18 protein-coding genes and 5 pseudogenes are annotated in these 23746 nt (G+C 54.0%); 14 read left to right on the top strand and 9 right to left on the bottom strand.

Features of this window, described 5'->3' with window-relative positions:
- Window positions 1–263 (top strand): IS1 family transposase (locus tag BGK49_RS18695; RefSeq protein ID WP_000317683.1); only part of this gene is annotated, 263 nt, incomplete at its 5' end.
- A gap of 17 nt (window positions 264–280) precedes the next feature.
- On the opposite strand, the pseudogene fsr reads toward BGK49_RS18695, so the two are convergent.
- A pseudogene (gene fsr / locus BGK49_RS18690) lies at window positions 281–1023 on the bottom strand (fosmidomycin MFS transporter); the annotation flags it as partial.
- 217 nt (window positions 1024–1240) lie between these two features.
- On the opposite strand from fsr, the gene ushA reads away from it, so the two are divergent.
- A complete protein-coding gene (ushA, locus tag BGK49_RS18685) occupies window positions 1241–2893 on the top strand; it encodes a bifunctional UDP-sugar hydrolase/5'-nucleotidase (protein WP_000771788.1) in 1653 nt (550 codons plus the stop codon).
- 36 nt (window positions 2894–2929) lie between these two features.
- On the opposite strand, the gene ybaK is transcribed toward ushA, so the two are convergent.
- Together ybaK and BGK49_RS18675 are read right to left on the bottom strand one after the other, a co-directional pair.
- A complete protein-coding gene (gene ybaK / locus BGK49_RS18680) occupies window positions 2930–3409 on the bottom strand; it encodes a Cys-tRNA(Pro)/Cys-tRNA(Cys) deacylase YbaK (RefSeq protein WP_000186627.1) in 480 nt (159 codons plus the stop codon).
- A 203-nt stretch (window positions 3410–3612) separates the two neighbouring features.
- Window positions 3613–4407 (bottom strand): TraB/GumN family protein, encoded by a 795-nt coding sequence (locus tag BGK49_RS18675; RefSeq protein WP_000365186.1) that lies wholly within the window; start codon window positions 4405–4407, stop codon window positions 3613–3615.
- Window positions 4408–4544: 137 nt separating this feature from the next.
- Between BGK49_RS18675 and BGK49_RS18670 the strand changes: the two genes are divergently transcribed.
- Window positions 4545–4886, top strand: a complete 342-nt coding sequence (locus tag BGK49_RS18670) for a HigA family addiction module antitoxin (RefSeq protein WP_005039895.1) — start codon at window positions 4545–4547, stop codon at window positions 4884–4886.
- Window positions 4887–5093: 207 nt separating this feature from the next.
- Here the strand turns inward: BGK49_RS18670 and copA are convergent, their stop codons facing one another.
- Entirely contained in the window at window positions 5094–7598 is a 2505-nt protein-coding gene (gene copA / locus BGK49_RS18665) for a copper-exporting P-type ATPase CopA (protein WP_000083974.1), read from the bottom strand.
- Window positions 7599–7859: 261 nt separating this feature from the next.
- Here copA and glsA point away from each other — a divergent pair, with 261 nt between their 5' ends.
- The 4 genes and pseudogenes from glsA to cueR all read left to right on the top strand — a co-directional run bounded on the left by glsA (window position 7860) and on the right by cueR (window position 10619).
- Window positions 7860–8792 (top strand): glutaminase A, encoded by a 933-nt coding sequence (gene glsA, locus BGK49_RS18660; RefSeq protein WP_000883032.1) that lies wholly within the window; start codon window positions 7860–7862, stop codon window positions 8790–8792.
- A gap of 2 nt (window positions 8793–8794) precedes the next feature.
- The gene (locus tag BGK49_RS18655) at window positions 8795–10087 is read left to right on the top strand and encodes an APC family permease (RefSeq protein ID WP_000982153.1); all 1293 of its coding nucleotides are present in this window, start codon (window positions 8795–8797) and stop codon (window positions 10085–10087) included.
- Window positions 10088–10117: 30 nt separating this feature from the next.
- A pseudogene (locus BGK49_RS31235) lies at window positions 10118–10215 on the top strand (hypothetical protein); the annotation flags it as partial.
- Window positions 10212–10619, top strand: coding sequence for a Cu(I)-responsive transcriptional regulator (cueR, locus tag BGK49_RS18650; protein ID WP_001026747.1), 408 nt, complete (start codon window positions 10212–10214; stop codon window positions 10617–10619). The pseudogene BGK49_RS31235 and the gene cueR, both read left to right, overlap by 4 nt.
- On the opposite strand, the gene BGK49_RS18645 is transcribed toward cueR, so the two are convergent.
- Both BGK49_RS18645 and BGK49_RS18640 read right to left on the bottom strand, forming a co-directional pair.
- Complete coding sequence (locus BGK49_RS18645) at window positions 10620–11078, bottom strand: NfeD family protein (RefSeq protein WP_000970323.1); 459 nt, start codon at window positions 11076–11078, stop codon at window positions 10620–10622.
- Window positions 11075–11992 (bottom strand): SPFH domain-containing protein, encoded by a 918-nt coding sequence (locus BGK49_RS18640; RefSeq protein WP_000904502.1) that lies wholly within the window; start codon window positions 11990–11992, stop codon window positions 11075–11077. Before BGK49_RS18640 ends, BGK49_RS18645 begins: the two co-directional genes overlap by 4 nt.
- Before the next feature lie 145 nt (window positions 11993–12137).
- Between BGK49_RS18640 and fetA the strand changes: the two genes are divergently transcribed.
- Together fetA and fetB are read left to right on the top strand one after the other, a co-directional pair.
- Window positions 12138–12815, top strand: a complete 678-nt coding sequence (fetA, locus tag BGK49_RS18635) for an iron efflux ABC transporter ATP-binding subunit FetA (RefSeq protein ID WP_001157540.1) — start codon at window positions 12138–12140, stop codon at window positions 12813–12815.
- Window positions 12802–13581, top strand: a complete 780-nt coding sequence (gene fetB / locus BGK49_RS18630; protein WP_005030189.1) for an iron efflux ABC transporter permease subunit FetB — start codon at window positions 12802–12804, stop codon at window positions 13579–13581. Before fetA ends, fetB begins: the two co-directional genes overlap by 14 nt.
- A gap of 62 nt (window positions 13582–13643) precedes the next feature.
- Here fetB and cnoX read toward each other — a convergent pair whose 3' ends face one another.
- Genes cnoX through tesA form a run of 3 tightly spaced genes read right to left on the bottom strand, consistent with a single transcriptional unit; the run spans window position 13644 to window position 15981 of the window.
- Window positions 13644–14498 (bottom strand): chaperedoxin, encoded by an 855-nt coding sequence (gene cnoX, locus BGK49_RS18625; RefSeq protein ID WP_001295322.1) that lies wholly within the window; start codon window positions 14496–14498, stop codon window positions 13644–13646.
- A gap of 60 nt (window positions 14499–14558) precedes the next feature.
- On the bottom strand, window positions 14559–15368 hold the full coding sequence (gene ybbO / locus BGK49_RS18620; RefSeq protein ID WP_000148945.1) for an NADP(+)-dependent aldehyde reductase: 810 nt from the start codon (window positions 15366–15368) through the stop codon (window positions 14559–14561).
- Window positions 15358–15981 carry a multifunctional acyl-CoA thioesterase I/protease I/lysophospholipase L1 gene (tesA, locus tag BGK49_RS18615; protein WP_001295836.1) on the bottom strand — a complete coding sequence of 208 codons (624 nt, stop codon included), beginning with the start codon at window positions 15979–15981 and terminating at the stop codon, window positions 15358–15360. The genes ybbO and tesA overlap by 11 nt, the downstream gene beginning before the upstream one ends.
- Here tesA and ybbA point away from each other — a divergent pair.
- The 5 genes and pseudogenes from ybbA to BGK49_RS31735 form a co-directional block, all read left to right on the top strand.
- Complete coding sequence (gene ybbA, locus BGK49_RS18610; protein WP_001110573.1) at window positions 15952–16638, top strand: putative ABC transporter ATP-binding protein YbbA; 687 nt, start codon at window positions 15952–15954, stop codon at window positions 16636–16638. The two genes, tesA and ybbA, sit on opposite strands and share 30 nt — an antisense overlap.
- Window positions 16635–19046 (top strand): annotated as a pseudogene (gene ybbP / locus BGK49_RS18605) (putative ABC transporter permease subunit YbbP). Before ybbA ends, ybbP begins: the two are co-directional and overlap by 4 nt.
- Window positions 19047–19475: 429 nt before the next feature.
- Window positions 19476–23149 (top strand): annotated as a pseudogene (locus tag BGK49_RS18595) (RHS repeat-associated core domain-containing protein); the annotation flags it as partial.
- A 139-nt stretch (window positions 23150–23288) separates the two neighbouring features.
- Entirely contained in the window at window positions 23289–23570 is a 282-nt protein-coding gene (locus BGK49_RS30685; RefSeq protein WP_241525407.1) for a type IV secretion protein Rhs, read from the top strand.
- Window positions 23551–23646 (top strand): annotated as a pseudogene (locus BGK49_RS31735) (hypothetical protein); the annotation flags it as partial. The gene BGK49_RS30685 and the pseudogene BGK49_RS31735, both read left to right, overlap by 20 nt.
- Window positions 23647–23746: the final 100 nt, after the last annotated feature.

The following is a 23746-nucleotide window of genomic DNA, read 5'->3' as shown; positions in this document are numbered from 1 at the left end:
CCACACTGGAGCGTCTTCTGAGCCTGCTGTCGGCCTTTGAGGTCGTGGTATGGATGACGGATGGCTGGCCGCTGTATGAATCACGCCTGAAGGGAAAGCTGCACGTTATCAGCAAGCGTTACACTCAGCGCATTGAGCGACATAATCTGAATCTGAGACAACATCTGGCAAGGCTGGGACGGAAGTCACTGTCGTTCTCAAAATCGGTGGAGCTGCATGACAAGGTCATCGGGCATTATCTGAACATAAAACACTATCAGTAAGTTGGAGTCATTACCTAGCTGCTGATGCTCGCCATATAGAAATATTTCGAGAAAATGAGGATTAACAGAATGCTGACTGCCAGTACCACTTTGTTGCGCGGCAGTGGATTGATTATCGTCGCTTTGGGTTTTCCTTTATTCATTCGGTGCTGTGCCGAGTACCAACGGCTAATTTGCGCCAACACCACGATCGCCAGCAGTGCCGCAAGCACAAACCAGCAACGTTGCCTTTGCCATAAGGCGCGATAATCACCGCCGTCAGCAAGGGTCCCAGGGAACTGCCAAAGTTGCCGCCGACCTGAAAGATAGATTGCGCCAGGCCATGCCGCCCGCCGGAAGCCATACGGGCTACGCGAGAAGATTCCGGATGAAAGACCGATGAACCGGTACCGACAAGCGCCGCCGCCAGCAGAACTGCGCCAAAACTGCCCGCCAGCGCAAGCAGCACCAGACCACTTAAGGTAAAGCACATGCCAATTGGCAACGACCACGGCATCGGATATTTATCGGTCCAGTAGCCGACCACTGGTTGCAGTAGCGAAGAGGCGAGCTGGAAGGTGAGGGTTATCATGCCAATCTGCATAAATGTCAGAGAAAATTCTGACTGAAGCAGAGGATAAATCGCCAGAATCAGCGATTGGATCATGTCGTTCAGCAGATGTGAGAGGCTGATAGCACCTAAAATACCAAACGATGTTCGGGCCTTGGTCGTTGACGCAGCCGCGCCCGCCACAGGCTGGGTTTGTTCACTCATTGCCATAGGAAAGTCACTTTTTCAGGGTTGCGATGTAAAGAATGATCTTATTTGTGATTATTACCCGACTAACATACCTGTATGCGTCGCCTGAAGGAAGTCTCAACGCCGAATACAGAATTTCTAATCTGGATGCAGATTTATCTTCACCGGACGCAGACTTGTCTATGATGTTGCGTCATACTATTTTTCAACACGTTGAAATCAGGTCAGGGAGAGAAGTATGAAATTATTGCAGCGGCGCGTGGCGTTAGCGCTGTTAACCACATTTACACTGGCGAGTGAAACTGCTCTGGCGTATGAGCAGGATAAAACCTACAAAATTACAGTTCTGCATACCAATGATCATCATGGGCATTTTTGGCGCAATGAATATGGCGAATATGGTCTGGCGGCGCAAAAAACGCTGGTGGATGGTATCCGCAAAGAGGTTGCGGCTGAAGGCGGTAGCGTGCTGCTACTTTCCGGTGGCGACATTAACACTGGCGTGCCCGAGTCTGACTTACAGGATGCCGAACCTGATTTTCGCGGTATGAATCTGGTGGGCTATGACGCGATGGCGATCGGTAATCATGAATTTGATAATCCGCTCACCGTATTACGCCAGCAGGAAAAGTGGGCCAAGTTCCCGTTGCTTTCCGCGAATATCTACCAGAAAAGTACCGGCGAGCGCCTGTTTAAACCATGGGCGCTGTTTAAGCGTCAGGATCTGAAAATTGCCGTCATTGGGCTGACAACCGATGACACAGCAAAAATTGGTAACCCGGAATACTTCACTGATGTCGAATTTCGTAAGCCCGCCGATGAAGCGAAGCTGGTGATTCAGGAGCTGCAACAGACAGAAAAGCCAGACATTATTATCGCGGCGACCCATATGGGGCATTACGATAATGGTGAGCACGGCTCTAACGCACCGGGCGATGTGGAGATGGCACGCGCGCTGCCTGCCGGATCGCTGGCGATGATCGTCGGTGGTCACTCGCAAGCTCCGGTCTGCATGGCGGCAGAAAACAAAAAACAGGTCGATTACGTGCCGGGTACGCCATGCAAACCAGATCAACAAAACGGCATCTGGATTGTGCAGGCGCATGAGTGGGGCAAATACGTGGGACGGGCTGATTTTGAGTTTCGTAATGGCGAAATGAAAATGGTTAACTACCAGCTGATTCCGGTGAACCTGAAGAAGAAAGTGACCTGGGAAGACGGGAAAAGCGAGCGCGTGCTTTACACTCCTGAAATCGCTGAAAACCAGCAAATGATCTCGCTGTTATCGCCGTTCCAGAACAAAGGCAAAGCGCAGTTGGAAGTGAAAATAGGCGAAACCAATGGTCGTCTGGAAGGCGATCGTGACAAAGTGCGTTTTGTACAGACCAATATGGGGCGGTTGATTCTGGCAGCCCAAATGGATCGCACTGGTGCCGACTTTGCGGTGATGAGTGGAGGAGGAATTCGTGATTCTATCGAAGCAGGCGATATCAGCTATAAAAACGTACTGAAAGTGCAGCCATTCGGCAATGTGGTGGTGTATGCCGACATGACCGGTAAAGAGGTGATTGATTACCTGACCGCCGTCGCACAAATGAAGCCAGATTCAGGTGCCTACCCGCAATTTGCCAACGTTAGCTTTGTGACGAAAGACGGCAAACTCAACGACCTGAAAATCAAAGGCGAACCGGTCGATCCGGCGAAAACTTACCGTATGGCGACATTAAACTTCAATGCCACCGGCGGTGATGGCTATCCGCGCCTTGATAACAAACCGGGCTATGTGAATACCGGCTTTATTGATGCCGAAGTGCTGAAAGCGTATATCCAGAAAAGCTCGCCGCTGGATGTGAGTGTTTATGAACCGAAAGGTGAGGTGAGCTGGCAGTAATCCGAAAGTGCCGGATATTTGCATCCGGCACAATGCTTAATCGCGGCGGGCGATATCAGCAAATTTGGCATCGAGGATCTTCGCCAGATCGCCTGCCGCCAGTTCGATATCCAGTCCGCGCTTGCCGCCAGAAACATAAATAGTGGCAAATTCTTGTGCGGGGGCGTCGATAATCGTCGGCAGACGTTTTTTCTGCCCCAGTGGGCTAATCCCCCCAACCAGGTATCCCGTCGAACGCTGCGCGGCCATCGGATCGGCCATCTCAACTTTCTTGGCACCCAGCGCTTTTGCTACTTTTTTAAGATCCAGTTGACCTGCGACCGGCGTAACGGCCACTGCCAGATGTTTCATATCACCGTTCACTGCCACCAGTAGCGTTTTGTAGACTTGATCCGGATTCAAACCTAATTTTTTGACGACTTCATCGCCAAAATTGGTTTCAGCCGGATCGTGCTCGTAGGTATGGATTTGAAACGAAATCTTGTTTTTTTCGAGTAATTTAACTGCGGGTGTCATGGTAATTTTCCTGCCTTAAACAAAAAAACGAAGCAAGCATACGCCTGATGGCGGTCCAAAAAAAAGAGTCATCTTGCCTAAGAGTATTGGCAGGATGGTGAGATTGAGCGACAATCGAGTTACACCGTCGCTTAAAGTGACGGCATAATAATAAAAAAATGAAATTCCTCTTTGACGGGCCAATAGCGATATTGGCCATTTTTTTAGCGCAACATTTGCGGCAAATTCCCTTCTCCATACAGGTGTAGTGCACCGACCGCGACCACATATCGCCCCGGCGGCATGGCGCGTAATTTATCCCGCCAGGCGAGATTTCGCTGATGCATCAGCACATCGTACAGCGACTGACTGAACGTATTGGGCAGCGTTATATCATTATTTTGCGGAGGTGCATTCAGCCACCAGCTCATCATTTGTTGCAGCAACCGTGCGTTGGTATGCCAGTGGGTCAGCGTATCGTCCAGCAGCGCCAGTCCTTTGTCAGGGAGCTGGAGCAACATGGTAATCTGGTTTTCAGCCCCTTCCAGTTCAATCACGGGTTTATGTTGTTGCTTCGCCGCCTGCAATAACTGGTAATCGATACCGTATTCTGCCCGCAGCCCCAGTTTTTGTGCCTGCGTCGCCTGAAGAACCATCGCGATTTGCCACAGCGGTTGAGTAGAAAAGAGCGACGGAGAAATGCCCATCTCCTGGCTAATGTGCTGCAGATTTTGGAGTTGCTCCTCGTTAATGCGCTCTTCCAGCGCCTCGCAAGTAGGCAAATTAGCAAAAGGCGTATCGCTGGTGGAAACATCCGCCTCGACGATCAGCGCATCGGCGTTTTTGAGCTTTTTGAGCAAACGGGTGGGCAGGGGAGTCATATCGTGGCTACCCATATGAATACTGCCAATCAGATGAAAATGGCGATTGCCGGGAAGAGTGATATCGATGGCAGGCCAGGTGTAATGATTACCGCGCAGCGCGGCCCAAAGCGTTTTTACCCGGTACAACAGATCCATACGACCTCCCTTTGTGAAATATCATGCTAGCGCGCGGTGAGGGATGGCGCAAATGGAGTTGGGGACTTGTTTAATGTGTTTGTATGATTCAGTATGTTCTTGCATCGCTATTCACAGGGAAGCAACAGTTAAAAACCATGAAACAGGCAACAAGAAAACCGACGACACCCGGAGATATTCTTATCTATGAATATCTGGAACCGCTCGATTTGAAAATCAATGAGTTAGCAGAGTTGCTGCATGTTCATCGTAATAGCGTCAGTACACTGATCAATAATAATCGTAAACTCACCACTGAGATGGCATTCCGTCTGGCGAAAGTTTTTGATACCATAGTAGATTTTTGGCTAAACCTCCAGGCGGCAGTTGATCTTTGGGAAGTTGAAAACAACATGCGCACCCAAGAAGAATTGGGACGGATTGAAACAGTGGCTGAATATTTGGCACGCCGTGAAGAGCGTGCAAAAAAGGTCGCGTAAGGCCAAAACATCGCTTCATCTCGTAGGCCGGATAAGGCGTTCACGCCGCATCCGAGCACCATTGCCTGATGCGACGCTTACCCGTCTTATCAGGCCTACAAACCTGTGCCTGAACCGTAGGCCGGATAAGGCGTTTACGCCGCATCCGGCAGTCATGCGTCGATGCCAAATGCGCCGCCCTAAAGCAGCGCATCCGCAATGACGTACTTATTCCTTCGGTTTAAACCGCAGCAACCGGTTGGCGTTACTCACTACGGTAATCGACGAGAGCGCCATTGCCGCTCCGGCAACTACCGGGTTAAGCAGTGTTCCAGTAAACGGCCACAAAATACCAGCGGCGACCGGGATACCAATGCTGTTGTAGATAAACGCACCGAGCAGGTTCTGCTTCATATTGCGCAGCGTTGCGCGGGAAATCGCGAGCGCATCTGCAACACCCATCAGGCTATGGCGCATCAGGGTAATCGCCGCGGTTTCAATGGCAACATCACTGCCGCCACCCATCGCAATACCGACATCCGCCTGAGCCAGCGCTGGCGCGTCGTTAATGCCGTCGCCCACCATTGCCACCTGACGTCCTTCACTTTGCAGACGTTTGATCGCTTCGGCTTTACCGTCTGGCAGCACCCCGGCGATCACCTCATCAATCCCTGCTTCTTTGGCGATCGCATTGGCGGTGGTTGGGTTATCCCCGGTCAACATCACCAGACGATATCCCGCTTTATGCAGGCGTTGCAGCGCCGCCACGCTATCACTACGCAACGGATCGCGTACAGCCAGCAGGGCTACTACTTTCCCGTCAATCGCCAGCAGCACAGGCGTTGCTCCTTGCGATGCCTGAGCTGAAATATCGGCTTCAATCGCTTTAGTATCGACTTGCTGGTCATTTAACAGCGCCTGATTACCCAGCAATAACGCATGACCTTCAGCTTCACCGCTTACGCCCAGCCCGCGCAATGTGCGGAAACCGTTGACCTGCGGCAGCTGCATATCGCCTGCTTTATCGAGGATCGCTCGTGCCAGCGGATGGCTGGAACCTTGCTCCAGCGCCGCCGCCAGACGCAATGCTTGCGCTTCATCAACATCAGCAAATGTTTTTACTGCGACAACCTGCGGCTTCCCTTCGGTCAGCGTCCCGGTTTTATCGAACACGACGGTATCGAGTGTACTGGCGCGTTGCAGCGCGTCGGCGTCCCGCACCAGCACGCCAAACTCAGCCGCCCGCCCGACGCCGGAAATAATCGACATTGGCGTCGCCAGCCCCAGCGCACACGGACAGGCAATAATCAGCACCGTGGTGGCTATCACCAGGGTATAGACAATCTGCGGTACCGGACCAAAGAAATACCAGATTGCTGCACTGATCAGCGCAATCACCACTACTACCGGCACAAATACGGCTGAGATTTTATCCGCCAGCTGACCGATTTCTGGCTTGCTGCTCTGGGCCTGGCGCACCATGCGAATAATCCTTGACAGCGTGGTATGGCTGCCAACCGCACTGGCGCGAAATAGCACGCTACCGTCCTGTACCACTGTCCCGGCATGGACGCTTTCGCCTTCGCCTTTTTGCTGCGGGATTGGTTCGCCCGTCAGCATCGCTTCATCCAGCCATGCTTCGCCCTGGGTAATCTCGCCATCTACCGGCACGCGATCGCCGGTCGTCAGGCGCAGTAACATCCCTGGCTGAACTTCCGCCAGCGGCACGCTTTTTTCACCCTCTGCGGTGACCACTCGCGCCGTCGGTGGGGTTAAATCGAGTAATTTCTCCAGCGCCTTAGAAGAACGCTGACGCGCGCGCGCTTCCAGCATATGGCCGAGATTAATCAGACCGATAATCATCGCACTGGCTTCATAGTAAAGATGCCGCGCTTCCATCGGGAACCACTGCGGCCACAGGTTGACGCTCATCGAATAGAGCCACGCCACACCCGTACCCAGCGCCACCAGCGTATCCATCGTCGCCGCACCGTTCAGCAGGCTTTTCCACGCGCTGCGGTAAAAATGCCCGCCGGCGAAAACCATTACCGCCAGGGTTATCAGGCCGATAACTAACCACAGGCTGCGGTTGTCAGCGGTGACCATCATGTTATCGCCGATCATCCCCCAGACCATTACCGGAATACCCACCGCCAGTGCGACAATCGCCTGCCAGCGGAAGCGCTTCATCGTAGCGACGGCGGTTTCCTGCTGGCGCTCGCGGCGTTTCGCGTCATCTTCAATCGCTTCCGCGCCGTAGCCCGCTTTTTCCACCGCCTGCACTAAATCTTGTGGGGAGGCACTGCCCATCACCAGCGCAGTACGCTCCGCCAGGTTTACCCGTGCCTGAGTGACGCCCGGTACGCTTTGCAGCGCATTTTGTACGCGGGTGACACAGCTGGCGCAGCTCATGCCGCTCAGCAGCAACTGCTGGCTGTCATCGTCATCGGCGGTCGCTGCCGGAAGCGCCTCAGAAACCGCTGTCAGTGCTTCCGACGGGATTGATGACTCCGCCAGCGGTTTAGCCTTTGGGTGGCTTACAGATGCGTCATAACCCGCTTGTTTGATGGTTTCGATCAGCTGTTCTGCACTGGCAGTCCCGGTAACGTGCGCTTCAGTGATAGACACATCCGCTTGTTCCACATCCGGGCGCTGTTCGAGACTTTCTTTCACGCGTTTAACGCAGTGACCGCAGGACAGGCCGTCCAGGGTCAGGTCGATAGTTTGTGACATAAAACACTCCTTTAAGACAGTTTTGACTGGCTGTGATAAAGGTTAAACCTTCCAGCAAGGGGAAGGTCAAGAAATTAATAAACCAGGTGGGTAAAAGTCCGTAAAGATTAAAAAATCGGCTCGATTTGCATCAGGATTAGACATTTATTTCTTTGTTTTCCTGTAGTTAAGTTGCTGGTGCTAAGTTAAATCAGGATGCCTGAAAATCGGCACCGGGGTGAGGAATTACCTCCCGCATCTATAAAAAGGAGTTAACAAAAGATGTTAGATGCAAACAAATTACAGCAGGCAGTGGATCAGGCTTACACCCAATTTCACTCACTTAACGGCGGACAAAATGCCGATTACATTCCCTTTCTGGCGAATGTACCAGGTCAACTGGCGGCAGTGGCTATCGTGACCTGCGATGGCAACGTCTATAGTGCGGGTGACAGTGATTACCGCTTTGCACTGGAATCCATCTCGAAAGTCTGTACGTTAGCCCTTGCGTTAGAAGATGTCGGCCCGCAGGCGGTACAGGACAAAATTGGCGCTGACCCGACCGGATTGCCCTTTAACTCAGTTATCGCCTTAGAGTTGCATGGCGGCAAACCGCTTTCGCCACTGGTAAATGCTGGCGCTATTGCCACCACCAGCCTGATTAACGCTGAAAATATTGAACAACGCTGGCAGCGAATTTTACATATCCAACAGCAACTGGCTGGTGAGCAGGTAGCGCTCTCTGACGAAGTCAACCAGTCGGAACAAACAACCAACTTCCATAACCGGGCCATAGCCTGGCTGCTGTACTCCGCCGGATATCTCTATTGTGATGCAATGGAAGCCTGTGACGTGTACACCCGTCAGTGCTCCACGCTCATCAATACTGTTGAACTGGCAACGCTTGGCGCGACGCTGGCGGCGGGTGGTCTGAATCCGCTGACGCATAAACGCGTTCTTCAGGCCGACAACGTGCCGTACATTCTGGCCGAAATGATGATGGAAGGGCTGTATGGTCGCTCCGGTGACTGGGCGTATCGCGTTGGTTTACCGGGCAAAAGCGGTGTAGGTGGCGGTATTCTGGCGGTCGTCCCTAGCGTGATGGGAATTGCCGCGTTCTCACCACCGCTGGACGAAGAAGGTAACAGTGTTCGCGGTCAAAAAATGGTGGCATCGGTCGCTAAGCAACTCGGCTATAACGTGTTTAAGGGCTGATCATGATGAACACGGAAGGTAATAACGGTAACAAACCCCTCGGTCTATGGAATGTCGTTTCCATCGGTATTGGGGCAATGGTGGGGGCGGGGATCTTCGCGCTGCTGGGGCAGGCTGCGTTGCTAATGGAAGCCTCGACCTGGGTCGCCTTTGCTTTTGGCGGTATTGTGGCGATGTTTTCCGGTTATGCCTATGCGCGTCTGGGGGCGAGCTATCCCAGCAATGGCGGCATTATCGACTTCTTTCGTCGCGGATTAGGCAACGGCGTCTTTTCGCTGGCGCTCTCGTTACTGTACCTGTTGACGCTGGCGGTGAGCATCGCCATGGTCGCCCATGCTTTTGGCGCTTATGCCGTGCAGTTTTTGCATGAAGGCAGCCAGGAGGAGCACCTTATTTTGCTCTACGCGTTGGGGAGCATTGCGGTGATGACGCTTTTCAACTCCTTAAGCAACCATGCGGTAGGGCGGCTGGAAGTGATCCTCGTCGGCATTAAAATGATGATCCTGTTATTGCTGATTATTGCCGGTGTCTGGTCGCTGCAACCAGCGCATATTTCCGTCTCTGCGCCCCCCAGCTCCGGTGCGTTCTTCTCCTGTATTGGGATAACTTTCCTTGCCTATGCGGGCTTTGGCATGATGGCGAACGCGGCGGATAAAGTGAAAGATCCGCAGGTCATTATGCCACGGGCGTTTCTGGTGGCGATTGGCGTTACCACGTTGCTTTATATCTCGCTGGCACTGGTTTTGCTTAGCGATGTATCGGCATTAGAGTTAGAAAAATATGCCGATACCGCCGTAGCGCAGGCTGCTTCTCCGCTGCTCGGACATGTGGGTTATGTGATCGTCGTCATCGGCGCTTTACTAGCGACGGCTTCAGCCATTAACGCGAACCTGTTCGCCGTGTTTAACATCATGGACAACATGGGCAGCGAACGCGAACTGCCGAAGCTAATGAATAAATCCCTGTGGCGGCAGAGTACCTGGGGCAACATCATTGTCGTGGTGTTGATTATGCTGATGACGGCGGCACTGAATTTAGGCTCACTCGCCAGCGTTGCCAGCGCCACCTTTTTGATTTGCTACCTGGCGGTGTTTGTGGTGGCGATCCGCCTGCGTCATGATATTCACGCCTCGTTGCCGATTCTTATCGTTGGTACGTTGGTGATGTTGTTGGTGATCGTTGGCTTTATCTACAGTCTGTGGTCCCAGGGTAGCCGTGCGTTGATATGGATTATTGGCTCACTCTTACTCAGCCTTATTGTGGCAATGGTCATGAAGCGCAATAAAACCGTATAACATCTCTCTGTGCGCAGTACTTCCTGTATTATTGTGGTGGCGGTCGATATTCGCACTGGCAAAAAAACGTGCTTGAATATCTGTTGAAACCCTTTAACAAAGCACAGGAGGCGTTGCGCGAACGATGAACATCAGCGATGTAGCAAAAATTACCGGCCTGACTAGCAAAGCCATTCGCTTCTATGAAGAGAAGGGGCTGGTGACGCCGCCGATGCGCAGCGAAAACGGTTATCGCACCTACACGCAGCAGCATCTCAACGAACTGACCTTACTGCGCCAGGCACGGCAGGTGGGCTTTAACCTGGAAGAGAGCGGCGAGCTGGTGAATCTGTTTAACGACCCGCAGCGGCACAGCGCCGACGTCAAACGGCGCACGCTGGAGAAGGTGGCGGAGATCGAACGACACATTGAGGAGCTGCAATCCATGCGCGACCAGCTGCTGGCACTGGCGAATGCCTGCCCTGGCGATGACAGCGCCGACTGCCCGATTATCGAAAATCTCTCCGGCTGCTGTCATCATCGGGCAGGGTGATTAAGACGAGACGGCTCGGATATGTAGGGTTATCCCTTCTATCGCAATGACTTCAACATGCGTACCTGCACCGAGATCCTCGCTGGCGCTGACAGGCCATGAACTGTCACCGACGCGCATATGACCGCGCCCGTTGACCAGCGGAGATTCCAGCACAAAACGTCGGCCAATCAGCTGCTGCCCGCGCTGGTTTAAATGACTATCGCTGTGCTTTTGTTCGCGCACCCGCCGCGACAACCATTTCCACCACAGCCAGGCGGCGAGCAGCGTCAGGATGGCAAACATTACCCCTTGCCACTCCCAACCCAGCGGCACCAGCCAGACCACCAGGCCGGTAATCACCGCTGCCACGCCGCTCCACAACAAATAACCATTTCCGCCCAGCATCTCGGCTGCCAGCAGCAAACCGCCGAGACTGAGCCAGAAAATATGTGGATGAACGACCATTAACTCCATCATGGCTGAGTCCGTTTGTTGGCGCTGTCTTTCACCAGTTCGGCAATCCCGGCAATCGACCCCATCAGGCTGCTGGCCTCTAATGGCATCATCACTACTTTGCTGTTACTGGAGGAACCGATCTGCTGTAACGCTTCGGTGTATTTCTGCGCTACGAAGTAGTTCACCGCCTGAATATCACCGGAGGCGATAGCTTCAGACACCATTTTGGTGGCGCGGGCTTCTGCTTCGGCGGAACGTTCACGCGCTTCAGCCTGTAAAAACGCCGACTGACGTTCGCCTTCCGCTTTCAGGATTTGCGACTGTTTTTCACCTTCGGCTTTGAGGATTTCCGCCTGACGGATCCCTTCCGCTTCAAGAATGTAAGCGCGTTTGGTACGTTCCGCTTTCATCTGCGCGTTCATTGAAGAGATAAGCTCTGCCGGTGGGCGCACGTCGCGAATTTCAATACGGGTGACTTTAATCCCCCACGGGTTGGTGGCTTCATCGACAATACGCAGCAGGCGTGAGTTGATGCTGTCGCGCTGAGAGAGCATTTCGTCAAGTTCCATTGAACCCAACACGGTACGGATGTTAGTCATGGTCAGGTTGATGATCGCCAGCTCCAGATTGCTGACTTCATAGGCAGCGCGTGGCGCGTCAATCACCTGAATAAAACAGACTGCGTCGATGGTAACGTTGGCGTTATCTTTCGAGATAACTTCCTGGGAAGGGATATCGAGCACTTGCTCCATCATATTGATCTTGCGACCAATGCGATCCATAAACGGCACCACCAGACTGAGCCCCGGCTGTAACGTTTTGGTATAGCGACCAAAACGTTCTACCGTCCATTGATAGCCCTGCGGCACGATTTTGACGCCCGCGCCGACAATGACCAGCGCGACAAAAATGAGAATCGGGATAAAGATAAGCATCGGAAAAACCTCCTGTTGTACCGTCCATAATCAGCAAAATTGCTGCTTGATTAAACAAATTATACCTGATTACTGAAAGAGAGTTCCCCCTTATTCCTGCGAAGGATAAACTGTTTTTAGTAAAAATCAGAAAAAGGGAACAGCGATGCAGGAAAATAGTCCTTTGCTTCAGCTACAAAACGTAGGATATCTGGCGGGTGATGCGAAGATTCTTAATAACATCAATTTTTCGCTGCGTGCTGGCGAATTTAAGTTAATTACCGGTCCTTCTGGTTGTGGCAAAAGTACGCTGCTAAAAATAGTTGCTTCATTGATCAGCCCAACCAGCGGAACGTTACTGTTTGAAGGTGAGGATGTCAGCACACTAAAGCCAGAAATCTACCGCCAACAAGTCTCTTACTGCGCCCAGACACCGACGCTGTTTGGCGATACGGTATACGATAATCTGATCTTTCCCTGGCAGATCCGTAACCGGCAGCCTGACCCAGCCATTTTTCTCGATTTTCTCGAACGCTTCGCCTTGCCGGACAGCATTTTGACGAAAAATATCGCCGAGCTATCTGGTGGTGAAAAACAACGCATCTCACTGATTCGTAACCTGCAATTTATGCCGAAGGTTTTATTGCTGGATGAAATCACCAGTGCGCTGGATGAAAGTAATAAACATAACGTTAATGAGATGATCCATCGTTATGTGCGCGAGCAAAATATTGCCGTGCTGTGGGTGACACACGATAAAGACGAAATTAATCATGCGGATAAAGTGATTACACTGCAACCGCATGCCGGAGAAATGCAGGAAGCACGCTATGAACTCGCATAATATTACTAACGAATCATTGGCACTGGCATTAATGCTGGTGGTGGTGGCAATCTTAATTAGCCATAAAGAAAAACTGGCGCTGGAGAAAGATATTTTCTGGAGCGTCGGGCGCGCGATAATTCAGCTGATTATTGTCGGCTATGTGCTGAAGTATATTTTCAGCGTGGATGATGCCAGCCTGACATTATTGATGGTGTTATTTATCTGCTTTAATGCGGCGTGGAACGCGCAAAAACGCAGTAAATATATTGCTAAAGCTTTTATCTCATCGTTTATTGCCATTACGGTCGGGGCGGGAATTACCCTGGCGGTGCTGATTCTCTCAGGGTCGATTGAATTTATCCCGATGCAGGTGATCCCTATCGCCGGGATGATTGCCGGTAACGCCATGGTAGCGGTGGGGTTGTGTTACAACAATTTAGGGCAACGGGTCATTAGCGAACAGCAACAGATTCAGGAGAAACTGAGTCTTGGCGCGACGCCGAAGCAGGCTTCAGCGATATTGATTCGCGACAGTATTCGCGCGGCTTTAATTCCGACGGTCGATTCAGCAAAAACGGTTGGCTTAGTGAGTTTACCAGGAATGATGTCCGGGCTGATATTTGCCGGGATTGATCCGGTGAGGGCGATTAAATATCAGATTATGGTGACCTTTATGCTGCTCTCAACCGCCAGCTTGTCGACCATTATTGCCTGCTATTTAACCTATCGTAAGTTTTATAATTCGCGCCACCAGTTGGTGGTGACGCAATTGAAGAAGAAATGATGCGATGCCGGATGCGCAGCATCGCATCCGGCGTTGTGGTTCATGTGCCGAACAACGGAATATCAATACAACAATGCATACAGCTGGCGGCGATACTTCGACGCCAGTGCATCACCCGTACCCAGCGCAGCGAGGATCTCCTGGAACGTTTTACGCGTCTGACCGTCTGCGGCGGTGAGATCTTTACGCAGATGCCCGAACAGCAACTCCAGCGCCTCTTCATTGCGCCCAACCTGATGCAGTTGCAGCGCCAGTTGCGTCGCCAGTGCGGCATCTTCTGGATTCTCCGCCACCTGCTGTTGCAACTGTTGAATTTCCGGCGTATCAGCCGCCTGCTTCAGCAGTTCGATTTGCGCCACCAGCCCCTGGTAGCGGGTATCCTGATCCTGCAACGGAATGGTTTTCAGCACCGCTTCCGCATCTTCAGAACGGTTCAGCGCAATCAGCGTTTCTGCCAGCAGCAGGCCGATCTCCCCGTTCTGATTCGACAACTGCCAGGCGTCTTTCAGCAATGGCAGGGCATCGGTGTAATTGCCTTCCTGCATCAGTTGCATCGCCTGCTGCGCTTTCAGCTCTTCTTCGCGCGGCAGCACTTTATCCAGCAGGGCGCGGATCGCCTCTTCCGGTTGCGGCCCCTGGAAGCCATCTACCGGTTGCCCGTTCTGGAACAGATACACGGTCGGAATCGCGCGCAGACCAAACTGGGCGGCAATCATCTGCTCCGCGTCGCAGTCCAGCTTCGCCAGAATAAATTGCCCGTTGTACTGCGCCGCGAGGCTTTCCAGGATCGGGGTTAACTGCAAACAGTGCTGGCTACGTTCAGACCAAAAATAGAACAGCACCGGAGTGGTCATCGACTGTTCAAGAACCTGTTGCAGGTTAGATTCGTTAATGTTGACAATATTTTCTACGGACATGGAGTCGCTCTCTGTTGTCGATATTTTCTTTGACATGGGGGCTTAAGCGCGCGCTTCAACTCACCCCTGCAATATTTTGTCCATCACGCGCCCAGGCAGCAGGCGCTTGAGCACCATTACTGCCCAGGTCACCAGCGTTACCGGATAGCGCATCTTCGGCTTCTCGCTAATAAAAGCATGGCGCACTTTGTCGACCACCGCTTCCGGTCCCAACGTAAAGCGGGCGGCGATGCCGGGATTTTCGACTGGTTTATCACTTTGCGTCTGGTTGACGTTGTCGGTGAAGCGAGTACGAATGGGACCGGGTTCGATCAGGCTGACTTTAATTCCGCTGTGGCGTAGCTCCATGCGCAGCGCGTCTGACCACGCCTCCAGCGCATATTTACTGGCCGCGTAAGCGCCACGACCCGGCGTGGAGATTAATCCCATCACCGATGATGTCATCACAATACGCCCTTCACCGTGCGGTAACATCGCGGGTAACAGGCGCATGGTGAGCTGGTGTGCGCCGAAAAAGTTGGCGGAAAACTGCTGTTCCATCTGCGCACGGCTGATGGTGGAAAGGGGGCCATACATGCCGAATCCGGCATTGTTAAAGATCCCATACAGACAATTATCGGTCAGGGCGATCACCTCGTCTGCTGCGCGATCAACACTTTCTGGTGAATACAGATCGATCAACACGCCGGTAAATCCCATGTTGTTCATACGCTCAACATCATCCGGTTTTCGGCAACCTGCCAGCACATGAAAACCCTGGCGTTTTAATTCGAGCGCGCTTTCCAGGCCAATTCCACTGGAACATCCGGTAATTAAGACCGATTTTTGCATAACTTTACCTGTCAGGATCTCCGTTGCTTTATGAGTCATGATTTACTAAAGGCTGCAACTGCTTCGCCATCCAGTCGGCAATAAACGGCTGGGCGTCGCGGTTGGGATGAATACCGTCATCCTGCATCCATTGTGGCTTGAGGTAGACCTCTTCCATAAAAAAGGGCAGCAGCGGAACATCAAACTCTTTGGCGAGTTTGGGGTAAATGGCGCTAAAGGCTTCATTATAACGGCGACCATAGTTTGCAGGCAGACGTATTTGCATTAACAATGGTTCAGCGTTGGCGGCTTTGACATCCTGCAAAATCTGGCGCAGCGTTTGCTCGGTTTGCTGTGGCTGAAAACCACGCAAACCGTCATTGCCGCCCAGTTCAACCAGCACCCAGCGCGGCTGATGCTGTTTCAGCAGAGCCGGAAGGCGCGCCAGTCCTTGTTGCGAGGTGTCGCCGCTGATGCTGGCATTAACTACCGACGTTTTACTCTGCCACTTATCATTCAACAAGGCAGGCCAGGCCGCGCTGGCAGACATTCGATACCCGGCGCTCAGGCTATCACCCAGAATCAATAACGTGTCCGCTGCGGCGGCACGGAAGGTTAACAGGACTAGGAACAGGAAGGGCAAATGCCAGCGGAAAACATTGTTGAAGTTCATCATCTTAAGAAGTCCGTCGGTCAGGGGGAGCATGAACTCTCCATCCTCACCGGAGTTGAGCTGGTTGTCAAACGTGGCGAGACCATCGCACTGGTGGGCGAGTCGGGATCGGGTAAGTCAACCTTGCTGGCGATCCTCGCCGGGCTTGATGACGGCAGCAGTGGCGAAGTGAGTCTGGTGGGACAACCGCTACATAATATGGACGAAGAAGCGCGGGCAAAGTTGCGCGCGAAGCACGTCGGCTTTGTTTTTCAGTCATTTATGTTAATTCCTACCCTTAACGCGCTGGAAAACGTCGAGCTTCCGGCTCTGCTGCGCGGTGAGAGTAGCGCGGAAAGTCGTAACGGGGCGAAAGCGTTGCTCGAACAGTTAGGGCTGGGTAAACGTCTGGATCATCTTCCGGCACAGCTTTCCGGCGGTGAACAGCAACGAGTGGCGCTGGCACGAGCCTTTAATGGTCGACCTGATGTGCTGTTTGCCGACGAACCCACCGGCAACCTTGACCGCCAGACGGGCGATAAAATTGCCGACCTGCTGTTTTCCCTCAACCGTGAACATGGCACCACGTTGATTATGGTGACCCACGACCTGCAACTGGCGGCACGCTGCGACCGCTGCTTACGGCTGGTGAACGGGCAGTTGCAGGAGGAAGCATGATTGCACGTTGGTTCTGGCGCGAATGGCGTTCGCCGTCGCTATTAATTGTCTGGCTGGCGCTAAGCCTGGCGGTGGCCTGCGTGCTGGCGCTGGGCAATATCAGCGATCGCATGGAGAAGGGCTTAAGCCAGCAAAGCCGTGAGTTTATGGCGGGCGATCGGGCGTTGCGCAGTTCACGCGAAGTGCCGCAAGCGTGGCTGGAGGAAGCGCAAAAGCGCGGCCTGAAAGTCGGCAAGCAGCTGACTTTCGCCACAATGACCTTTGCAGGCGACACACCGCAGCTGGCGAACGTCAAAGCGGTGGATGATATCTACCCGATGTATGGCGATCTGCAAACTAATCCCCCTGGCCTGAAACCGCAGGCGGGCAGCGTATTGCTGGCCCCACGCCTGATGGCACTGCTAAACCTGAAAACGGGCGACACCATTGACGTGGGCGATGCCACCTTGCGGATTGCCGGAGAAGTGATTCAGGAACCGGATTCCGGTTTTAACCCCTTCCAGATGGCTCCGCGTCTGATGATGAATCTGGCGGATGTCGATAAAACCGGAGCCGTGCAGCCGGGGAGTCGGGTCACCTGGCGTTATAAATTCGGCGGCAACGAGAACCAGCTCGACGGCTATGAGAAATGGTTGTTACCTCAGCTTAAACCCGAACAACGCTGGTACGGTCTGGAACAGGACGAAGGCGCGCTGGGGCGATCGATGGAACGCTCGCAACAGTTCCTGCTGCTTTCGGCGCTTCTGACCTTGCTGCTGGCAGTGGCAGCGGTGTCGGTAGCGATGAATCATTACTGTCGCAGTCGCTACGATCTGGTGGCGATCCTCAAAACGCTGGGGGCAGGGCGAGCGCAACTGCGTAAGCTAATCGTCGGTCAGTGGTTGATGGTGCTGACGCTTTCAGCCGTTACCGGTGGGGCCATAGGCCTGTTGTTCGAAAACGTGTTGATGGTGCTGCTCAAGCCCGTTCTGCCTGCTGCACTACCGCCAGCCAGCCTCTGGCCGTGGCTGTGGGCGCTTGGCACCATGACGGTCATCTCGCTGCTGGTGGGGCTACGACCATACCGCTTGTTGCTGGCAACACAGCCTTTACGCGTATTACGTAATGATGTGGTAGCGAACGTCTGGCCGCTGAAGTTTTATCTGCCGATTGTCAGTATGGTGGTTGTGCTGCTGCTCGCCGGATTAATGGGTGGCAGCATGCTGCTTTGGGCGGTGCTGGCGGGCGCGGTAGTACTGGCTTTGCTGTGCGGTGTGCTGGGCTGGATGCAGCTGAATGTACTTCGCCGCATGACGCTGAAATCGCTACCTCTGCGCCTGGCGGTTAGCCGCCTGTTACGTCAGCCGTGGTCAACGTTAAGCCAGCTTTCGGCATTTTCGCTCTCCTTTATGCTGCTGGCGCTGTTGCTGGTATTGCGTGGCGATCTGCTCGACCGCTGGCAGCAGCTACCGCCAGAAAGCCCGAACTACTTTTTAATTAACATCGCCACAGAACAGGTAGCACCGCTAAAAGTGTTCCTCGCGGAACATCATATAGTCCCGGAATCATTTTATCCGGTAGTGCGGGCGCGGCTGACGGCGATTAACGATAAGCCGACAGAAGGTAATGAAGATGAGGCGCTTAATCGCGAACTCAATCTTACCTAGCAAAATACGCGGCCCGATCATAATCCGATTGTCGCCGGTAACTGGCCGCCAAAAGCCGATGAAGTGTCGATGGAAGAGGGGCTGGCGAAACGCTTAAACGTTGCCCTCGGTGATACCGTGACTTTTATGGGCGATACCCAGGAGTTCCGCGCTAAAGTGACCAGCCTGCGCAAAGTGGACCGGGAAAGTCTGCGGCCTAATTTCTATTTTATTTTCCCGGAAGGGGCATTAGACGGGCAACCGCAGAGCTGGCTTACCAGTTTCCGCTGGGAGAATGGCAACGGCATGTTGACGCAACTCAACCGCCAGTTCCCGACCATTAGCCTGTTAGATATTGGCGCGATTTTAAAACAGGTCGGTCAGGTGCTGGAGCAGGTAAGTCGGGCGCTGGAGGTGATGGTGGTGCTGGTCACCGCCTGCGGTATGTTGCTGTTGCTGGCACAGGTGCAGGTGGGAATGCGCCAGCGTCATCAGGAGCTGGTGGTATGGCGCACACTCGGTGCGGGGAAAAAACTGCTGCGCACGACATTGTGGTGTGAGTTCGCCATGCTTGGGTTTGTTTCCGGCCTGGTGGCCGCAATTGGTGCGGAAACGGCACTGGCAGTGTTGCAGGCGAAAGTGTTTGATTTCCCGTGGGAGCCAGACTGGCGATTGTGGATTGTTCTGCCGTGCAGCGGTGCGCTGCTGCTGTCGCTTTTCGGCGGCTGGCTGGGTGCGCGACTGGTTAAGGGTAAGGCGCTGTTCAGGCAGTTTGCGGGGTGATGAGAGTAAATAAGGGGCGTTCTGGTTGAATGGAACGCCTTGTTTAAATTAATTCTACAATATGTTTCATTGATGATGTTATTGAATTGGTGATTTCCTATCTTTCTATTGCTGATATTAATCTGAATCGGTGGAGTTTAATAATTTTAAATATAGCCCTACAAAAATAACTCAGACTAATAAAATCATAAATCATATGCGTTGAATGGATATTATCCATATAGTGAATTTGTTGATGATGAATTCATCTGTGCTAAAAATTTTAGTTTAATAAAATATTGAAAGTGACCTGCAATAACAGTTATTGTTGATTGAGAACAAATAACTTTATGTGAAAAATATATAAATACATTAGCTGGTCTTGTGTGTCATTTTATTTTTTTTGTTGCTAACACAGGGATATGAACAATAACTAAAAGGGCACTTTATATGAGCGGAAAACCAGCGGCGCGTCAGGGAGATATGACTCAGTATGGCGGTCCCATTGTCCAGGGTTCGGCAGGAGTAAGAATTGGCGCGCCAACTGGCGTGGCGTGCTCGGTGTGTCCGGGCGGGATGACCTCGGGCAACCCGGTGAACCCGCTGCTCGGTGCAAAAGTACAGCCCGGCGAGACGGACCTTGCGCTGCCCGACCCGCTGCCGTTCATTCTCTCCCGCACCTACAGCAGCTACCGGACGAAGACGCCTGCGCCAGTGGGAATTTTTGGCCCCGGCTGGAAAGCGCCTTCTGATATCCGCTTACAGATACGCGATGATGCACTGGTACTCAACGACAACGGCGGGCGGAGCATTCACTTTGAGTCGCTGCTGCCGGGGGAGGCTGTGTACAGCCGCAGTGAGTCAATGTGGCTGGTGCGTGGCGGTAAGGCAGCGCAGCCGGACGGCCACACGCTGGCACGGCTGTGGGCGTCGCTGCCGCCGGATATCCGGTTAAGCCCGCATCTTTACCTGGCGACCAACAGCGCACAGGGGCCGTGGTGGATACTGGGGTGATCTGAGCGGGTGCCGGGTGCTGAGGACGTACTGCCAGCGCCGCTGCCGCCGTACCGGGTGCTTACCGGGATGGCGGACCGCTTCGGGCGGACGCTGACGTACCGGCGTGAGGCCGCAGGCGACCTGGCCGGGGAAATCACCGGCGTGACGGACGGTGCCGGGCGGGAGTTCCGTCTGGTGCTGACCACACAGGCGCAGCGGGCGGAAGAGGCCCGGCAGCAGGCGGTCGTCGCCGGAGCAAAACGACCGGACATTCCTGATTCACTGCCGGAGAGCACAGAGTACGGCCCCGACAGGGGTATCCGCCTTTCGGCGGTGTGGCTGATGCACGACCCGGCATACCCGGAGAGCCTGCCCGGTGCGCCACTGGCGCGGTACACGTATACGGAAGCCGGTGAACTGCTGGCGGTATATGACCGCAGCAATACGCAGGTGCGCGCTTTCACGTATGACGCGCAGCACCTGGGCCGGATGGTGGCGCACCGTTACGCGGGAAGGCCGGAGATGCGCTACCGCTACGACGATACGGGGCGGGTGGTGGAGCAACTGAACCCGGCAGGGTTAAGCTACCGCTATCTTTATGAGCAGGACCGCATCACCGTCACCGACAGCCTGAACCGGCGTGAGGTGCTGCATACAGAAGGCGGGGCCGGGCTGAAACGGGTGGTGAAAAAAGAACTGGCGGACGGCAGCGTCACGCGCAGCGGGTATGACGCGGCAGGAAGGCTCACGGCGCAGACGGACGCGGCGGGACGGCGGACAGAGTACGGTCTGAATGTGGTGTCCGGCGATATCACGGACATCACCACACCGGACGGGCGGGAGACGAAATTTTACTATAACGACGGGAACCAGCTGACGGCGGTGGTGTACCCGGACGGGCTGGAGAGCCGCCGGGAATATGATGAACCGGGCAGGCTGGTATCGGAGACATCGCGCAGCGGGGAGACAGTACGCTACCGCTACGATGACGCGCACAGTGAGTTACCGGCGACGACAACGGATGCGACGGGCAGCACCCGGCAGATGACGGCGGTTCACCGCGAGGAAGGTATCAGCCTTTACCGCCACTATGACAACCGTGGCCGGTTAACCTCGGTGAAAGACGCACAGGGCCGTGAAACGCAGTATGAGTACAACGCCGCAGGCGACCTGACTGCCGTTATCACCCCGGACGGCAACCGGAGCGAGACACAGTACGATGCGTGGGGAAAGGCGGTCAGCACCACGCAGGGCGGGCTGACGCGCAGTATGGAGTACGATGCTGCCGGACGTGTCATCAGTCTGACTAACGAGAACGGCAGTCACAGCGACTTCAGCTACGATGCGCTGGACCGGCTGGTACAGCAGGGCGGCTTTGACGGGCGGACGCAACGTTATCATTATGACCTGACCGGAAAACTCACGCAGAGTGAGGATGAGGGGCTTGTCACCCTCTGGCACTACGATGCGTCGGACCGCATCACGCACCGGACGGTGAACGGCGACCCGGCAGAGCAGTGGCAGTATGACGGCCACGGCTGGCTGAGAGAAATCAGCCACCTGAGCGAAGGCCACCGTGTCGCTGTCCACTACGGCTACGACGATAAGGGCCGCCTGACGGGCGAACGGCAGACGGTGGAGAACCCGGAGACGGGGGAACTGCTGTGGCAGCATGAGACGAAACACGCCTACAACGAACAGGGGCTGGCAAACCGCGTCACGCCGGACAGCCTGCCGCCGGTGGAGTGGCTGACCTACGGCAGCGGTTACCTGGCGGGCATGAAGCTGGGCGGGACGCCGCTGGTCGAGTATACGCGGGACAGGCTGCACCGTGAGACGGTGCGCAGCTTCGGCAGCATGGCAGGCAGTAATGCCGCATATGAACTGACCAGCACATACACCCCCGCAGGCCAGTTACAGAGCCAGCACCTGAACAGCCTGGTGTATGACCGTGACTACGGGTGGAATGACAACGGCGACCTGGTGCGCATCAGCGGTCCGCGACAGACGTGGGAATACGGCTACAGCGCCACGGGCAGGCTGGAGAGCGTGCGCACCCTCGCACCGGACCTGGACATCCGCATCCCGTATGCGACCGACCCGGCGGGAAACCGGCTGCCGGACCCGGAGCTACACCCGGACAGCACGCTCACGGCGTGGCCGGATAACCGCATCGCAGAGGATGCGCACTATGTTTACCACTATGATGAATACGGCAGACTGACGGAGAAGACGGACCGCATCCCGGCGGGTGTGATACGGACGGACGACGAGCGGACCCACCACTACCACTACGACAGCCAGCACCGCCTGGTGTTCCACACGCGGATACAGCATGGCGAGCCACTGGTCGAGAGCCGCTACCTCTACGACCCGCTGAGCCGCCGGACGGGGAAACGGGTGTGGCGTCGCGAGCGTGACCTGACGGGGTGGATGTCGCTGTCGCGTAAACCGGAGGTGACGTGGTACGGATGGGACGGCGACCGGCTGACGACGGTACAGACCGACACCACGCGTATCCAGACGGTATACCAGCCGGGGAGCTTCGCGCGCTCATCCGCATCGAAACAGACAACGGTGAACGGGAGAAAGCGCAGTGCCGCAGCCTGGCGGAGAAGTTACAGCAGGAAGGGAGCGAAGACGGTCACGGTGTGGTGTTCCCGGCTGAACTGGTGGGGCTGCTGGACAGGCTGGAGGGGGAAATCCGGGCAAACTGCGTGAGCAGTGAAAGCCGCCAGTGGCTTGCGCAGTGCGGGCTGACGGTGGAGCGGCTGGCGGCACAGATAGAGCCGGTTTATTTGCCTGAGCGAAAAATACATCTTTATCACTGTGACCACCGGGGCCTGCCGCTGGCGCTTATCAGTGAAGACGGCAATACGGCGTGGAGCGAGGAATATGATGAATGGGGCAACCAGCTTAATGAGGAGAACCCGCATCACCTGCACCAGCCGTACCGGCTGCCGGGGCAGCAGTATGATAAGGAGTCGGGGCTGTACTACAACCGGAACCGGTACTACGATCCGTTGCAGGGGCGGTATATCACTCAGGACCCGATAGGGCTGGAGGGGGGATGGAGTCTGTATGCGTATCCGCTGAATCCGGTGAATGGTATTGATCCATTAGGGTTAAGTCCCGCAGATGTAGCGCTAATAAGAAGAAAAGATCAACTAAACCATCAAAGAGCATGGGATATATTATCTGATACTTATGAAGAGATTAAATTTAGGTGGGACTGATCAATTTTTCCATTGTATGGCATTTTGTCGAGTGTCTAAATTAAATGACGCTGGTGTTAGCCGATCGGCGAAAGGGCTGGGTTATGAAAAAGAGATTAGAGATTACGGGTTAAATCTGTTCGGTATGTACGGCAGAAAAGTAAAGCTATCCCATTCTGAAATGATTGAAGATAATAAAAAAGACTTGGCTGTAAATGACCATGGGTTGACATGTCCATCAATAACAGATTGCTCAGATAGATGTAGTGATTATATTAATCCAGAGCATAAAAAAACGATAAAGGCTTTACAAGATGCTGGCTATCTCAAGTAATCTATCAAAGATGATAATATTTATTTTTGCTATTATAATCATTGTTGTTTTATGCGTAATTACTTATCTTTATTTATTGGATTTGCCCCTATATTTCCAGACATCTGTTATCACTTAACCCATTACAAGCCCGCTGCCGCAGATATTCCCGTGGCGAGCGATAACCCAGCGCACTA

Source organism: Shigella sp. FC1544 (genome assembly GCF_001722145.1).
Classification (GTDB): Bacteria; Pseudomonadota; Gammaproteobacteria; order Enterobacterales; family Enterobacteriaceae; genus Escherichia; species Escherichia coli.
Note: the sequence above shows the minus strand (reverse complement) of the source record. Positions and strands in the feature narration are given on the sequence as shown.

Bases quoted from the DNA above. Each gene is read 5' to 3' on its own strand.
- ushA (WP_000771788.1), top strand. From the start codon at position 1,241: ATGAAATTATTGCAGCGGCGCGTGGCGTTAGCGCTGTTAACCACATTT.
- ybaK (WP_000186627.1), bottom strand. From the start codon at position 3,409: ATGACACCCGCAGTTAAATTACTCGAAAAAAACAAGATTTCGTTTCAA.
- BGK49_RS18675 (WP_000365186.1), bottom strand. From the start codon at position 4,407: ATGGATCTGTTGTACCGGGTAAAAACGCTTTGGGCCGCGCTGCGCGGT.
- BGK49_RS18670 (WP_005039895.1), top strand. From the start codon at position 4,545: ATGAAACAGGCAACAAGAAAACCGACGACACCCGGAGATATTCTTATC.
- copA (WP_000083974.1), bottom strand. From the start codon at position 7,598: ATGTCACAAACTATCGACCTGACCCTGGACGGCCTGTCCTGCGGTCAC.
- glsA (WP_000883032.1), top strand. From the start codon at position 7,860: ATGTTAGATGCAAACAAATTACAGCAGGCAGTGGATCAGGCTTACACC.
- BGK49_RS18655 (WP_000982153.1), top strand. From the start codon at position 8,795: ATGATGAACACGGAAGGTAATAACGGTAACAAACCCCTCGGTCTATGG.
- cueR (WP_001026747.1), top strand. From the start codon at position 10,212: ATGAACATCAGCGATGTAGCAAAAATTACCGGCCTGACTAGCAAAGCC.
- BGK49_RS18645 (WP_000970323.1), bottom strand. From the start codon at position 11,078: ATGATGGAGTTAATGGTCGTTCATCCACATATTTTCTGGCTCAGTCTC.
- BGK49_RS18640 (WP_000904502.1), bottom strand. From the start codon at position 11,992: ATGCTTATCTTTATCCCGATTCTCATTTTTGTCGCGCTGGTCATTGTC.
- fetA (WP_001157540.1), top strand. From the start codon at position 12,138: ATGCAGGAAAATAGTCCTTTGCTTCAGCTACAAAACGTAGGATATCTG.
- fetB (WP_005030189.1), top strand. From the start codon at position 12,802: ATGAACTCGCATAATATTACTAACGAATCATTGGCACTGGCATTAATG.
- cnoX (WP_001295322.1), bottom strand. From the start codon at position 14,498: ATGTCCGTAGAAAATATTGTCAACATTAACGAATCTAACCTGCAACAG.
- ybbO (WP_000148945.1), bottom strand. From the start codon at position 15,368: ATGACTCATAAAGCAACGGAGATCCTGACAGGTAAAGTTATGCAAAAA.
- ybbA (WP_001110573.1), top strand. From the start codon at position 15,952: ATGCCAGCGGAAAACATTGTTGAAGTTCATCATCTTAAGAAGTCCGTC.
- tesA (WP_001295836.1), bottom strand. From the start codon at position 15,981: ATGAACTTCAACAATGTTTTCCGCTGGCATTTGCCCTTCCTGTTCCTA.